Origin of the sequence: Nocardia sp. CC227C (assembly GCF_030767025.1) — a bacterium.
Taxonomy (GTDB): domain Bacteria; phylum Actinomycetota; class Actinomycetes; order Mycobacteriales; family Mycobacteriaceae; genus Nocardia.
This window is the reverse complement of the sequence record NZ_JASITE010000002.1, coordinates 620,267-633,816: the sequence shown is the minus strand read 5'-3', so window position 1 is coordinate 633,816 and position 13,550 is coordinate 620,267. Positions and strand designations below refer to the sequence as shown.

Annotated in this window: 13 protein-coding genes and 2 pseudogenes; 6 read left to right on the top strand and 9 right to left on the bottom strand. The window is 70.1% G+C overall.

Annotated elements, in window-relative coordinates:
* Window positions 1-4 precede the first annotated feature (4 nt).
* The gene (rsrA, locus tag QMO76_RS05860) at window positions 5-274 is read left to right on the top strand and encodes a mycothiol system anti-sigma-R factor (RefSeq protein ID WP_306360190.1); all 270 of its coding nucleotides are present in this window, start codon (window positions 5-7) and stop codon (window positions 272-274) included.
* Between the two features lie 83 nt (window positions 275-357).
* Here rsrA and QMO76_RS35295 read toward each other — a convergent pair whose 3' ends face one another.
* The gene (locus QMO76_RS35295; protein ID WP_115061593.1) at window positions 358-432 is read right to left on the bottom strand and encodes a 50S ribosomal protein bL37; all 75 of its coding nucleotides are present in this window, start codon (window positions 430-432) and stop codon (window positions 358-360) included.
* Window positions 433-533: 101 nt separating this feature from the next.
* Between QMO76_RS35295 and QMO76_RS05855 the strand changes: the two genes are divergently transcribed.
* Complete coding sequence (locus QMO76_RS05855) at window positions 534-749, top strand: biotin/lipoyl-binding carrier protein (protein ID WP_306360136.1); 216 nt, start codon at window positions 534-536, stop codon at window positions 747-749.
* 80 nt (window positions 750-829) lie between these two features.
* Window positions 830-2,344, top strand: coding sequence for a sensor histidine kinase (locus tag QMO76_RS05850; protein WP_306360135.1), 1,515 nt, complete (start codon window positions 830-832; stop codon window positions 2,342-2,344).
* 328 nt (window positions 2,345-2,672) lie between these two features.
* Here the strand turns inward: QMO76_RS05850 and QMO76_RS05845 are convergent, their stop codons facing one another.
* Window positions 2,673-2,927, bottom strand: a complete 255-nt coding sequence (locus QMO76_RS05845; RefSeq protein WP_011211115.1) for a WhiB family transcriptional regulator — start codon at window positions 2,925-2,927, stop codon at window positions 2,673-2,675.
* A 257-nt stretch (window positions 2,928-3,184) separates the two neighbouring features.
* Window positions 3,185-4,126, bottom strand: a complete 942-nt coding sequence (locus QMO76_RS05840) for a diacylglycerol kinase family protein (RefSeq protein WP_306360134.1) — start codon at window positions 4,124-4,126, stop codon at window positions 3,185-3,187.
* An 83-nt stretch (window positions 4,127-4,209) separates the two neighbouring features.
* Here QMO76_RS05840 and QMO76_RS05835 point away from each other — a divergent pair, with 83 nt between their 5' ends.
* The 3 genes and pseudogenes from QMO76_RS05835 to QMO76_RS05825 form a co-directional block, all read left to right on the top strand.
* Window positions 4,210-4,641 carry a hypothetical protein gene (locus QMO76_RS05835; protein ID WP_306360133.1) on the top strand — a complete coding sequence of 144 codons (432 nt, stop codon included), beginning with the start codon at window positions 4,210-4,212 and terminating at the stop codon, window positions 4,639-4,641.
* A 129-nt stretch (window positions 4,642-4,770) separates the two neighbouring features.
* The gene (locus QMO76_RS05830) at window positions 4,771-5,067 is read left to right on the top strand and encodes a DinB family protein (RefSeq protein ID WP_306360132.1); all 297 of its coding nucleotides are present in this window, start codon (window positions 4,771-4,773) and stop codon (window positions 5,065-5,067) included.
* Window positions 5,068-5,082: 15 nt separating this feature from the next.
* Window positions 5,083-5,295 (top strand): annotated as a pseudogene (locus QMO76_RS05825) (DinB family protein); the annotation flags it as partial.
* Between the two features lie 186 nt (window positions 5,296-5,481).
* On the opposite strand, the gene QMO76_RS05820 reads toward QMO76_RS05825, so the two are convergent.
* The 6 genes and pseudogenes from QMO76_RS05820 to QMO76_RS05795 all read right to left on the bottom strand — a co-directional run.
* Entirely contained in the window at window positions 5,482-6,768 is a 1,287-nt protein-coding gene (locus QMO76_RS05820; RefSeq protein WP_372341909.1) for an RNA polymerase sigma factor, read from the bottom strand.
* A gap of 386 nt (window positions 6,769-7,154) precedes the next feature.
* Window positions 7,155-7,499: a YciI family protein gene (locus tag QMO76_RS05815; RefSeq protein ID WP_306360130.1), complete on the bottom strand. Its 345-nt coding sequence runs from the start codon at window positions 7,497-7,499 to the stop codon at window positions 7,155-7,157.
* 93 nt (window positions 7,500-7,592) lie between these two features.
* On the bottom strand, window positions 7,593-8,066 hold the full coding sequence (locus QMO76_RS05810) for a GNAT family N-acetyltransferase (RefSeq protein WP_306360129.1): 474 nt from the start codon (window positions 8,064-8,066) through the stop codon (window positions 7,593-7,595).
* 10 nt (window positions 8,067-8,076) lie between these two features.
* Complete coding sequence (locus tag QMO76_RS05805) at window positions 8,077-8,679, bottom strand: acid phosphatase (protein WP_306360128.1); 603 nt, start codon at window positions 8,677-8,679, stop codon at window positions 8,077-8,079.
* A 48-nt stretch (window positions 8,680-8,727) separates the two neighbouring features.
* Window positions 8,728-9,957 carry a PQQ-binding-like beta-propeller repeat protein gene (locus QMO76_RS05800; RefSeq protein WP_306360127.1) on the bottom strand — a complete coding sequence of 410 codons (1,230 nt, stop codon included), beginning with the start codon at window positions 9,955-9,957 and terminating at the stop codon, window positions 8,728-8,730.
* Window positions 9,958-11,877: 1,920 nt separating this feature from the next.
* Window positions 11,878-13,443, bottom strand: a pseudogene (locus QMO76_RS05795) (DEAD/DEAH box helicase); the annotation flags it as partial.
* Window positions 13,444-13,550: the final 107 nt, after the last annotated feature.

Below are 13,550 nucleotides of genomic sequence, written 5' to 3'. Positions count from 1 at the left end.
CGATATGGACCTGGACTGCTCGGCGGTACTCGCCGATGTGTGGCTGATCCTGGACGGTGAATGCGATCAGGCCACCCGCGACCGTCTCCAGCACCATATGGATCACTGCTCCCCGTGCATCGAACAGTACGGCCTGGAGGAGAAGCTCAAGCGCCTGCTCAACCGCAAGTGCGGCGGCGACAAGGCCCCCGACACCCTGCGCCAGCGCCTCACCATGGAGATCCGGACCACGTACACCCAGGTGGAGACGCGGCGGGTCGACTCGGGGGAGTGACTTCCTCCTCGAAAAGCTCGAGCGGCACGTTTTCCTATCGGAAAACTGTGCCGCTCAGTGCTTTTCGACGCTAGCCGACCACTTCAGGCGTTCGGCCGCTTGCCGTGGTTGGCGCCGTTCTTACGCCGGCTGCGCTTCTTACGTCCACGCTTACCCATCGGTAGTCTCCCTTCTGATTGAAGGCCATTCTTTCACGTGTGGTTGGCTGTACCTTCAGCGGTACTGCGGTATCGCGGGCCGACCGGAGACAAGGGGTGTCATGGCTGAGGAAGTCCTCGCGGAGATGGTGTCGACCGTCCAGGAGATCCTGGTCTCGGTCGGCGACAAGGTGAAGGTCAACGACCCGGTCATCATGCTCGAGTCCATGAAGATGGAGATCCCCGTGGTGGTGGAGTCCGACGGCACCGTCGCCTCCATCGATGTGACGGTCGGCCAGGTGCTGCAGAAAGGCGACCTCATCGCCACCATCTCCTGAGCGAACCCCTTCCCGGACAAACCCTTCCCGGGGCACGCGTGGGAACATACACCCGACGCGGGTGAAGGAGCGTGGGTGAATTGTCGACACTGAGCGAGCTGCTGGCCGAGCATACGGATCTGCCGGGTGCGGCCGTCGATCATCTCCAGCGGGTGGTGGGTGACTGGCAATTGCTGGCCGATCTGTCGTTCGCGGACCTGACGCTCTGGGTCGGCGCCGGGCCGGTCTCCGACGGCGCGGACGTGGTGTGCGTCGCCCAGTGCCGTCCGACCACCGCCCCCACCGTGCACCCGGAGGATCTGGTCGGCGGCCTGGCCGCCAAGGACGACCACCACCAGGTTTTCGACGCCCTGGCCAGCGGCGAGATCGTGCGCGTCGATGCCGACAGCGAGGCCACCGGCGTCTACCATCCGCATCCGGTGCACGCCGTCCGCGAGGCCATTCCGGTGCGGGTCGGCGACGATGTGATCGCCGTGCTCGGCCGCGACACCGACGTGCAGCGCCGCAAGATGCGCTCCAACCTCGAGGTGGCGTACATGTCGTGCGCCGACGACCTGTGCCAGATGGTCAACGACGGCACCTTCCCCACGCTCGAGGATCGCACCGGCTCGCACTCCAGCCCCCGTGCGGGCGACGGCTTCATCCGGCTCGACACCGAGGGCGCGGTCGTCTACGCCAGCCCGAACGCGCTCTCGGCCTATCACCGCATGGGTTTGCAGAACGATCTGGTCGGCCAGGATCTTGCGCTCACCACCCGCTCACTCATCACCGATCCGTTCGACGCGCAGGAGGTGGTGGGCGACATCCAGGCGGCACTGGCCGGAAAGGCCGGGCGCAGAATGGAAGTCGAGGCGCGCGGCGCGACCGTGCTGCTGCGCACCCTGGTGCTGCGCCCGCACGGGGAGCTCGCCGGGGCGGCGGTGCTGGTGCGCGATGTCACCGAGGTGAAGCGGCGCGATCGGGCGCTGCTGTCCAAGGACGCCACCATTCGCGAGATCCACCACCGGGTGAAGAACAATCTGCAGACGGTGGCGGCGCTGCTGCGACTACAGGCGCGCCGCACCGAGAACGAGGAGGCGCGGCTGGCGCTCACCGAATCGGTGCGGCGGGTCACCTCCATCGCGTCGGTGCACGAGATGCTGTCCATGTCGGTGGACGAAGAGGTCGATCTCGACGAGGTGGTGGACCGGCTGCTGCCGATCATGGCCGATGTGGCCACCGTGCACACCGCGCGGATCAAGGTGCGCCGCGCCGGATCGCTCGGCGTATTCTCCGCCGAACGGGCGACACCGCTGGTCATGGTGCTGACCGAGCTGGTGCAGAACGCCATCGAACATGCCTTCGACGCCGGGGAGGACGGTGTCGTCACGATTCGCTCCGAGCGTTCCGCCCGCTGGCTGGACGTGATCATCAGCGATGACGGCCGCGGTCTGCCGGACGGATTCAGCCTCGAGGGCTCCGACCGGTTGGGCCTGCAAATCGTCCGCACACTGGTCACCGCGGAACTCGGCGGCTCCATCGGCCTGCATCCGGGGAAGGATGTCGGCACCGACGCGGTACTGCGGGTCCCCCTCGGCCGCCGCTCCGCCCGGTGAAGTGGAGCGGCGGTGCCGGCACCCATAACAGTGCGTTCTGTATAAGCGAATTCGCATAATGGCTGACAGCCGAATTGCGATGGATACCGTGACAACCGATTTTGCCGCGATGCGGGTAACTCATCGGGAACGTCCGAAATAGATTCGGTAGGCGACCGCCTGTACGCGTGTGGGATGGTCGACGGCAATCAGTCGTGCGCCGAAGCCGCGGAACGGCGGACGAGCAGTCGCCGAGAGGCGAGAAAGCCCGGCACCTCGTAGGGGGTGCCGGGCCGAAATGCGTCCATGCCGTCGTGGGGGCTGCGGCGGTGACGCCGGTCGTCCGAAGTCAGACGACGGTGCGGGTGCGCGTACGCGCGTTGCGACGCTTCAGAGCGCGACGCTCGTCTTCGCTCATACCGCCCCAGACACCGGCATCCTGCCCGGACTTCAGAGCCCAGGAGAGGCAGTCGGCGGTAACGGGGCAGCGCGCGCAGACCAGCTTCGCATCGGCGATCTGCGCGAGCGCAGGACCACTGTTACCCACCGGGAAAAACAGCTCGGGGTCCTCGTCGCGACAGATGGCCTTGTGGCGCCAGTCCATTCCTCTGCTCCTTTGCTAGGGCATGCGCAGACGCTGCCCTTCGGGTTTGTGGTCCGTTCACTTGTGCGACTCGAATGTTTCCGCACGGTTGCTTGTGAATGCTTTCACGAACACCGTAGATGTCAAGAGATGTGTGGTGCACCGTGGGGAAGCTCACGCTGTAAGACCCCTACATCGAGGGTCTGCCTGATCATTTGTACTCGCTCGTTCGGGTTTTCGCAGCCCAACGGCGATGTTTCTCAGGTGTGTCGGGTCGACTACGGCTGCGGCGCGACGACTTCCAGTACATCGGGCACCGCTGTGAAATTCACCATGTTGCGTCGGCCGATGAAGTCACCATCGATTTGCAAACCGATCGGCTCGCTCGCCTCGACCCGCACCGAGGGGCTGTCGTCCACGCGAAACAATTTGTCCCCCTTGGGGTTTCCATTGGGGGCCAGCAACTGCCGAGCGATGCCGAGGGTCGGCAGCAGGCGCATGGTGCGCATGGCAAACACCCCGAGGCCGGTTTCGAAGGAGGTGCCCGGGTTGGTTCGCACCGGTGTGTTGTTCAGGTAGGTCCACGGGCTCGCATTGGTCACGAATGCGTAATGCACTTCCGTGACCGGTTCGTGACCTGGAATCTCCACGCGCACCATGGGATCGCGTCGCTTGGCCTTGAAGAACTGTTTGACCGTGGTTCGCAGATAGCGGCCCGGCGTAGCGGCATGTCCGTTGGCGCGCTTGGCGTCAATGGCCTCGCAGACATCGGCGTCGAGTCCGACACCGGCGCTGAAAATGAACCAGCGGTCGTCGGCGACGCCCAGACCGATACGCCGGTCCTTGTGCACGCTGAGCAGATCGATCAGCTGGTTGGTGGCACGCACCGGATCCGGATCGATCCCCAGGGCACGGGCGAAGACATTCGCGGAACCGCCCGGAATGATCCCCAGCCGCGGCAGCCGCTCGCGCTGGTTCGCGGCTCCCGGCAGCGGCAGGAACCCGTTGATCGTCTCGTTGACCGTGCCGTCGCCGCCGTGCACCACGATGAGATCCATCTCGATATCGGCGGCCCACTGCGCCAGCTCCGCCGCATGCCCCCGGCGTTCGGTGTGCACCACGGTCAGCTGGGTGCGGCTCTCCAGTGCGTGGGCGAGCAGATCGCGGGTCTCGGGGGTCGTGGAGGTGGCATTGGGGTTCACGATCAACAGCGTCCGCACGCTGAGGAGCCTACTGAGCGAACCGATGTGCGAACCGCCCGCATGCCTCGTACCGGGATGATCCCGGTCGTTAGGCTGGGCGGGTGGCTGAGCAGAACTCCGGTGCGGAGAACGCGGGCGCGACCGATGTCGTGCCGATGACGGTGCGGGTGGCGGGCGCGCTGGTGACCCTGGAGGGCGCATTGGGCCTGGTGGCCATGGTCGCGCTGGTGGTGGCGGGCATCGACGGCTCGGCGCAGAACTCCGGCAACAGCTACCTGACCGCGGCGTACGCCGCGATCGTCGGCGGCGCGGTGTTCGCGGCCGGTGTCGGCCTGCTGCGCGGCAAACGCTGGGGCCGCGCCATCGCCGTCCTCACCCAATTGCTGCTGCTCGGCGTCGCCTACTACATGTTCACCTCCGACCGCCCCGAACTCGGCGTCCCCTTGGCCCTGGTCACCGTCGCCGCCTTGGCGGCCCTGTTCGCCCCGGCCTCCACCCGCTGGATGGCGGCGGGCTACGACCTCTCGGAGTAGCGGCCGCTCCCGGACGGGCCGAAATGGCCTCTGATCGCCACGCAGACGGCTTTTGGTCGCTTGTCCAGTAGTTTGGGCTACTCCGAATAACCACGTGCTCGACGGACGTCGTTCTGCGATGCTCGCCCGATGTCCGACGCACGACGTGAACTGCTGCGCTGGCAGTTCGACCTGACCTGGGCGCTGTTCGACCACCACCGCGAGCTGCTGCGGCCCGACGACCATCGCTGGGAGCCCGCACCGCTGTGCTGGACGGTGCGGCGCGACGGCGCCGGACAGTGGATCCCGGACTGGGCCGACACCGAACCCGATCCGATCCCGGTGCCCACCATCGCCTGGCTCACCTGGCATATCGGCTGGTGGTGGTCGACAGCGCTGGATCATGCGCACGGGCGCACACCGCGCGAGCGGACCGAGATCACCTAGCCGGGGCCGGAAGCGGCGGTGGAGTGGCTGCGCGGATTGCGCACCGACTGGGCGGAACTGCTGGACCGCGCCGATGCGGCCGACCTGGACGCACCGGCGCGCTTCCCCTGGGGCGACGATCCGGAGAAGACGCTGGCGCACACCATCGCCTGGGTGAACGCCGAACTCATGAAGAACGCGGCGGAGATCGGACAGCTGCGGCTGCTGCGCGCGGCAGCCGGGGCTTAGCGCGGCCGCCGGGATCAGCGCCGCCGGGCCAGGCGCGGCCGCGGCTTGACGCGGCGTTCGGGCTCGGAGCAGCTGCCGGGCTCGGCACGGCCCGGGGTTTAACGCGGCCGCCGGGGATCAGCGCCGTCGGGGCCAGGCGCGGCCGGGGCTTGACGCGGCCGTCGGGCTCGGAGCAGCTGCCGTGGCTCAGCGCAGCCGCGCCAGCTTGGCCGCGAGATACCGTCGCTGCGGGGTGTTGTCGGTGAGCAGGATGGCCTCCTCGTAGGCCAGGCGGGCCGCGTCGGTGCGGCCGAGTTCGGCCAGGAAGTGGGCGCGGGCCGCGGGGAGGTACGGGTAGGCGGCCAATTGCGGTTCGGCGGTGAGGGGTTCGAGGGCCGTCAGTCCCGCCTGGGGGCCGTCGGCCATGCCCACCGCGACGGCGCGGTTGAGCGCCACGACGGGCGAGGGCCACCGTTGGATCAGAATGTCGTAGAGGCCGAGGATGTCGCGCCAGTCGGTGGCCGCGTAGCTGGGGGATTCGGCGTGCACGGCGGCGATGGCGGCCTCGAGTGCGTAGCGGCCGGGCGGTGTCGGATGCGGCTCGGCCCGGTGTTCCGCGTGGTCGGGTGAGGTGTCGCCGTCGGGCGAGCTCGACAGTGCCGCGCGAACCAGGGCCAGACCCTCGGCGATGCGGGTGCGGTCCCAGCGGGTGCGGTCCTGGTCGGCCAGCGGCACCATGGCGCCGGACTCGTCCACCCGGGTCTCCCGGCGGGCGTCGGTGAGCAGGATGAGCGCGAGCAGGCCCGCCACCTCGGCATTGCCGGGCAGCAGCAGGCGGAGCATGCGTGCCACGTCGGTCGCGCGTTCGGCGAGGTCGCGGCGGATCAGGGCGTCTCCGGACGGTGCGGTGTGGCCGGTGGTGAACAGCAGGTGCACGACGGCCAGCACGGCGTCGATGCGTTCGGGCAGTTCGGCGGGGGCGGGGACCCGGTACGGGATGCGCGCCGTCGCGATCTTCTTCTTGGCCCGGGTGATCCGGGCCGCCATGGTCGGCTCGCTGACCAGGAAGGCCCGCGCCACCTCCGCGGTGGTGAGCCCGCACACCAGCCGCAGCGTCAACGCAACCTGCGCCTCGATCGACAGCGCCGGATGGCAGCAGGTGCAGATGAGGCGCAGGCGGTCGTCGGGGATCTCCGCCGCGGCGAGGGCCGCCTCGGCCGGATCCTCGCCGGTCTCGTCGGACACCAGCAGCGGCAGCCGCCGCAGCAGCGTGGACCGGCGGCGCAGCAGGTCGAACGCCCGGTTCCGGGCGGCGGTGGTCAGCCAACCGCCCGGTCTCGCGGGTATCCCGTCGTCCGCCCACCGCGTGAGCGCCTGCGCGTAGGCGTCCTGCACACACTCCTCGGCCAGATCCAGATCCCGGGTGACCCGCACCGTCGCCGCCAGCACGAACGCCCACTCGCGCCGATGCGCCTCCGCCACCGCCGCCGCCACGTCCGTTTCGACACCCACCGGGCGACGCCCCCGCCCGGATTGCGCACCGCCACCGAGATTCGCGGTGCCGGGACGGTCACCCGTGTTCACTGTGCCGGGAAAGCCCTCCGCACCGGCGATGTCGTGGAAGTCGGCCGCGCCGGTGGTGTCGCGGGAGTTTCCGGTGCCGGTGGTGTCGCGGGAGTCTCCGGCACCGGTGGTGTCGCGGGCGTTACCGGCACCGGCGGTATCGCGGGAGTCACCCGCGCTCGCGGTGCCGGGGCGGTCACCCGTGTCCGCGCTCCCGCGACACTCCGCCGCGCGGCCGTCGGCACCGGGCGAACCGGGCGGGTGCCGGTCGCCCTCCGAGCCCGTGTCCGGTTGCCCGGTGTCGGCGGGGTCCACGGTCAGTAGTCGAGGACCGGGCGGACTTCCACACCGCAGTCGGGCTGTATGGGGATCTGCTTGGCGATCTCGATGGCGGCGTCCAGGTCGGCGGCTTCGAGCAGGTAGAAGCCGCCCAGGTTCTCCTTCGTTTCCACGAAGGGGCCGTCGGTGACCAGGAAGCCGCCGCTGCCGTCGGGCCGGATACTGGTGGCGGTGGTGTGCCAGGCCAGCGCCTCACCGCCCAACACGGCCTCGCTGTTGCGCTTCTCGAACTCATGGTGCTGTTGCAGCACCGGCTCCAGCATGCTGGGTTCGGGATTCTCCCAACGCGCGTCGTCGAAGATGAGTGCCATGTACTTCGGCATGGTGCCCCTCCTGTGTTGTGCGGTCCGCTGTTCGGACCATCCACCTCTTCGACGCGCGAGGGCAACCGAAATCGACGAGCCGGTGCGAATTTCTCAGGATTCGGCGGCCAAACCGGCCAGCGCGTCACCCTCGAGCCGGTAGCCGATCCACTCCTTCTGCCCGACCGCGCCGAGCGACTCGTAGAACTCGATGGACGGCGTATTCCAGGTCAGGACCGACCAGTCCACCCGCCCGTACCCCTGTTCCGCGGCCTCCCGCGCGAGCGCCACCAGCAGCGCCCGGCCGAGACCGCGCCCACGTGCCTGCGGCTTGACGTACAGATCCTCCAGGTAGATCCCGTGCACGCCCCGCCAGGTGGAGAAGTTCAGGAACCAGATGGCGCAGCCGACCACGCCCTCCGGGCCCTCGGCCACATGGGCGAACAGCGCGGCGGCGGGCCCGAACAGCGCGGTCCGCAACTGTTCCTCGGTGAGGTGGCACTCCTCGCGCGCCTGCTCGTATTCGGCCAGGTCGTACACCAGCTCCACCAGAGCGGGGATATCGGCGGGAGTGGCGCGGCGGATCATCGATGCCCTTTCACAGGTCGTCCAGGTGTGCGATCAGATTGTGCGCCCGCAGCGTACGCGCATCGTGATCGTGCCCCAGCACGCTCACCCCGGCGGTGGACATGAAGAACCGGCGGCCCTCCCGCACCTCGAGGTCCAGCCAGCGGGCGATGAGGGCGCGCGAGAAATGGCCGTGGCCGACCAGCACCACATCGTGGTCGCGCAGTTCCGGCCGTACCCGGTCCAGGACGCGGTCGGCGCGCGCGCTCACCCGTTCGGCCGTCTCGCCGCCGGGAACGGCACCGGTCCAGATGGTCCAGTCGGGGTCGTGTTCCCGGATCTCCGGCGTGGTGATGCCCTCGTAGTCGCCGTAATCCCATTCGGCCAGGTCGTCGTCGACGCGGTCGGCGGGGAATCCGGCCAGTTCGGCGGTGCGCACGGCCCGCTGCCGGGGGCTGCTGATCACCAGGGGATCGCGCAGCGCCAGCCCCTCCAGGGTCTTGGCGGCCGTCCGAGCCTGTGCCTCCCCGGCGGCGGTGAGCGGCAGGTCGGTGCGGCCGGTGTGCTTGCGGGCCCGTGACCATTCGGTCTCACCGTGCCGCAGCAGGACCAGGCGGTGTTCGTTGTCGGCCATGAAATCGATCATGCCTGACGACCGTTGGGCGCGGGGGACGGTGGCGCGTTACGGAGCGTCCCCGCCGAGGGCGTACAGCTGTCCGCCGCGACGCTCCAGAACGGTCGGACCGACCACCGCGACCGAGATCGGTTCGCCGTGGTAGTCGCTGCGCCGCACGGAAGTCAGCGAACTCGTCGCGCCGGTGTCGGGTGCGACGGCGGCGAGGCCGTCGGTGACCGGGACCAGCAGTCGGCCCGACATGAGTGCCGGTGTGCCGAGCACACTTTCCAGAATCCAGGTGGGCGTCAGGGTGGTGGAATTCAAGGCGATCAGGCTGTTGCCGGTGAACGCGTAGACGGTCGAGCCGATCCGGGTCGTGCGTGCCCCTTCGGTGAAATCCGCCGGGAGCGGGTAGTTGGCGACCGGGTTGCCGGAGATGTCGAACAGCGCCAATCGTGGTTCGCTGGAACCGCTTCGGGGCAAATAGAGCGCGACCCGGGTGTCGGAGACCGCCAGCACGCGAGCGTTCTCGTCCGCGCCGCCGGGCGCGGTGAGCACGTGCGAGCTGTGCACATCCGGCACCGTGGCGTCCTTGGGGGCTGGATTCAGTACGGTGAGCCGGTCGGCGTCCTCGCCCGGACAGCGTTCCAGCACCGCCAGATTCTTGGAACTCGAAGCGGCGGAAAGGAATCGGCATCCGCTACGAGGTTGGGTATTCGGGTTCACCGGGGCATCGACGTACCCGTACTCGAGGGTGCGCACCAGATCCGAGCGCCACATCTCCAACCGGCGCGGGCCGAGCGCCAGCACATAGGTGCCGTCCACCGTCAGCTCGACGCGATCGTCCATGTAGCTGGAGCGGGCGGTCTGCCGCGCACCGGTCTCCCCATAGAGCTGGGTGGTCTGGCTGCACCCGCGATCGTCGCGATAGGTGGCGACGACCATGCCGAACTGCGTCTCCACCCCGCACAGGGGCAGATCCCGGCGGTACATCCACACCTGTTCGCCGGTGCGGGGATCGCGGCCGGTCACGGTGCCGCCGTCTGCGGTCACCGCGACCCCGCCCACCGTCAGCGCGCGCTGCGCCGCCCCATCCGGGGCGTGCCAGAGTTCGCGGAGGCCGGAGGGAGGACGATCCGGGGTGGGCGGTGAGGTGAGAGTGCGGTCCGCGGTGACCGATTCGGTACTCCGCGCCTCGCTGGTCCACCACACCACGACCGCCGCGATCGCCACCAGAGCGGCGATCGCGGCGGCGATGACGATATCGGCGCGCGTCCGCCGCTCTGGTGCGAGCACGTCTGCGAGACTATCCGATCCGCCCGACTAGGCCGTCGCGGCGACGGCGGTGTCGGCCTCGGCCATTACGACCTCGCCCTCCTCCGCCTTCCGCCGACGCCGCCGCGGAGCGGGTGCGGCGCCATCCGCGATGGAAGCGCCGGACCCGGCCGCATCGGTCGCCGCCGACCCGTTGGACGCTGTCTCGGCCGTGGCGGCACCCGCATCGGCCGCGGTGGCATCCGCCTTGGCACGGCGGGTGCGGGTGCGCTTCGGTGCCGCGTCGGCTGTCGCGTCCGAGGTATCCGTGGCGGAGGCACCCGCGGCATCATCGGCGCTGCGGCCCGTTTCGGTTGCGGCGGAATCGGCCTCGGCCGCGGCCTTGGTTCGACGCGTGCGGGTGCGCTTCGGCGCAGCCGCGTCCGCGGCACCGGTCGCAGCGGTGCTCGCAGGATCCGATCCGCCCGCCGCATCAGAGCCGCCCTCGGCACCTCGGCTCGTTTCGGTTGCGGCGGAATCAGCCTCGGCCGCAGCCTTGGTCCGGCGAGCCCGCGTGCGCTTCGGTGCCGCCGTGCCGGTGGCGTCTTCTGCCGCCGTGCCCGCGTCGGCTGTCGCGGAGCCCGCGGGGGCGGCGGCCGCCACGCTCGCGTCGGCCGCGCCCGTGTCCGCGCCCGTGGTGGCGGAGCCGTCCTGAGCCGCCGCCGCGCTCGCGTCGGCCGCGGTCTTGCGGCGGGTGCGCTTGCGCGCCTCGGGCTCCGGCTCACCCTCCGCGCCGGTGCCGCTCGAGCTCGGTTCGGTTGCGGCCGTGCCGGTTTCGGTTGCCGCCTTGGTCCGCCGCGTGCGGGTCCGCTGCGGTGCCGCGGTATCGGCGTCACTCGCCGCCACGGCCCCGTCGGTCCCCGCGTCAGCGGGTTCCGTCGCCGCGCCCGCCTCGGTGGGTGCGCTCGTGCCCGTGGTGGTGGCGGCGTTCCGGGTCGGCGCGCCCGCCTCGGCCGTAGCCTTGCGCCGGGCGCGCTTCGGAGCCGGGTCATCGGCTGCCACGGGGGAGACCGCTGCCGTGCCCGCGTCGCCCGATGCGTCCGCGTCCGTTCCCGTGGCGGCCGCAGCCGCCGGGGTCGTGGCCGCGCCCGCTTCGGCCGTGGCCTTGCGGCGGGTGCGAGTGCGCTTCGGAGCGGCCGTCGCGGTGTCGTCCGCCGTCGAAACCGCTGTCGATTCCGTTGCGGCGGAACCGGCTTGGCGGTCGGAAGCCTCGGCGGTGCCAGCCGTCTCCGAGGTGGCACCGGTTTCGGTCGCCGCCGCCGGAGTGGCTGCCGCCGGAGTGGCTGCCGCCGTCGGCGCGTCCGCGCCGGCCGCCGCGGTCTCCGCCTTGGCACGGCGGGTGCGCTTGGGTGCCGTCGCCGTTGCGTCAGCACTCGGCGTGGCCGTGGCGCTCTCGGTCACGGAATCCGCTGCGGCCGAGCCATTCTCGGCGCCACGGGTGGTGGCGTCCGGGGCCGTGTCCGCGGCGTCGGCGACTGCTGCGCCGTTGGCCGCGCTCGATTCGGCCGCCGTGCTCTTGGCGCGGCGGGTGCGGGAGCGCTTGGGAGCGGCACCTGCCTCGGCGGCGGGTGTGGAGACATCCGTCGCGTCGGTGACCGCAGCGTTCGTCGCCGACGTGTCCCCGTTCGGGGCCGCGGTCTCGTCCACGGCGGAGTCGGCGTTCCCGGAGCCCGGTGCCGCCACGTCTCCGGCGTCGGGGCGGTGATCCGCAGTCCCTTCGGCGGTCACCGAAGCGGCGGCGTCGCCGCTGTCCGTGCCGGTGGCCCGGTCGGCACCGCCGCGACGACGGCGGCGACGGCGGCCGGGACGGTCCGCTCGCGTCTCGTCGGAACCGGTCGCGGACGGCCCGTTGTCGCTCGAAACCGCTTCGGCGGCATCGGTATTCGCCGCTTCGTCGGTGGTCCGCGCGGTACCCGCGGCCTCGTCGGAACCGCCGCGTCCCCGGCGTCGGCGACGGCGGCGGCCGGGCTTGTCGCCCTCGGCATCGCCGGTGCCGTCGGCGCTGGAGCCGGTGGTCGAGTCGGGGCCGGTGGTCGTGGTCGCCGCGTCGTCCACCGGCTGCCCGCCCCGGGTGCGGCGGCGGTTGCGCTTGCGCGGGGCGCGTGCCTCGCGCTCCACCACCACGGCGTCGTCGTCGCGTTCGGGCTTGCGCGTGCGGATCACACCGGTCACGCCCTCGGGAATGCCGAGTTCGGCGTACAGGTGCGGGGAGCGCGAATAGGTTTCCACCGGTTCGGGGATGCCCAGGCGCAGCGCGGAATCGATGCCGCTCCACCGGTTCAGCTCATCCCAGTCCACCAGCGTGACGGCGACGCCGTGGCGGCCCGCACGGCCGGTGCGGCCGATGCGGTGCACGTAGGTCTTCTCGTCCTCCGGGCACTGGTAGTTCACCACGTGGGTGACGTCGTCGATATCGATACCGCGCGCCGCCACATCGGTGGCGACCAGCACGTCGATCTTGCCCTCGCGGAACTTCTTCAGCGCCTTCTCACGCTGCACCTGGTTCAGGTCGCCGTGCACCGCGCCGACCGCGAAGCCGCGCTCGGCCAGATCGTCGGCCACCTTCTGCGCGGTGCGCTTGGTGCGGGCGAAGACCATGGTCGCGCCGCGGGTCTCGGCCTGCAGGATGCGCGAGACCAGTTCGCTCTTGTCCAGCGCGTGCGCGCGGTAGACGAACTGCGAGATGCGTTCGGTGATGGTGGTGGCATTGGCTTCCTCGGCCCGGATATGGGTGGGCCGATTCAGGAAGGTGCGGGCCAGGGTGATGATCGGTCCCGGCATGGTGGCCGAGAACAGCATGGTCTGCCGCTGCTGCGGCACCATGTTCAGAATCCGCTCGATGTCGGGCAGGAATCCCAGGTCGAGCATTTCGTCGGCTTCGTCCAGCACCAGCACGCCCACCTTGCCGAGCACCAGATGCTGCTGTTCGGCCAGGTCCTGGAGGCGGCCCGGGGTGCCGACGACCACGTCGACGCCCGCGCGCAGCGCCGCGATCTGCGATTCGTAGGGGCGGCCGCCGTAGATCGAAGTGACCTTCAGCGGGCCTTTCTGATTGCGCAGATATTTGCTGGCGTTCTCCAGATCCTGGGTGACCTGGATGCACAGTTCGCGCGTCGGGACGATGATCAGCGCGCGGGGCGTGCCGTCCAGGGGGGTGGTGCCGGAATCGGTGGTGGCGATGCGGTGCAGCAGCGGCACCCCGAATCCGAAGGTCTTGCCCATGCCGGTGCGGGCTTGGCCGATGAGATCCTCACCGGCCAATGCCAACGGCAGGGTGAGTTCCTGAATGGCGAATGTCCGCTGGATGCCCATCTCGTCGAGGGCGCGGACGATTTCGGAGCGTACGCCCAATTCCGCGAAAGTCGGAGCGGTGTGGGTGTCGTCCAGTTCTGCTGTCAGCAGGGTGTCGGCCACGCCGGGTTCCTGCTCTACGGTGATCTTGCTCAGGTTCGTGCCTTCCTCGTATATCGCGTCTCGCGCGCACGAGGGTGTGGGGCGGGCCCGGGCGGCCCGCGACGACCACTGATCCGTTCGCTGTCATCGGCCGCTGCGGGATACCCCAAGGCCGGTCGTTG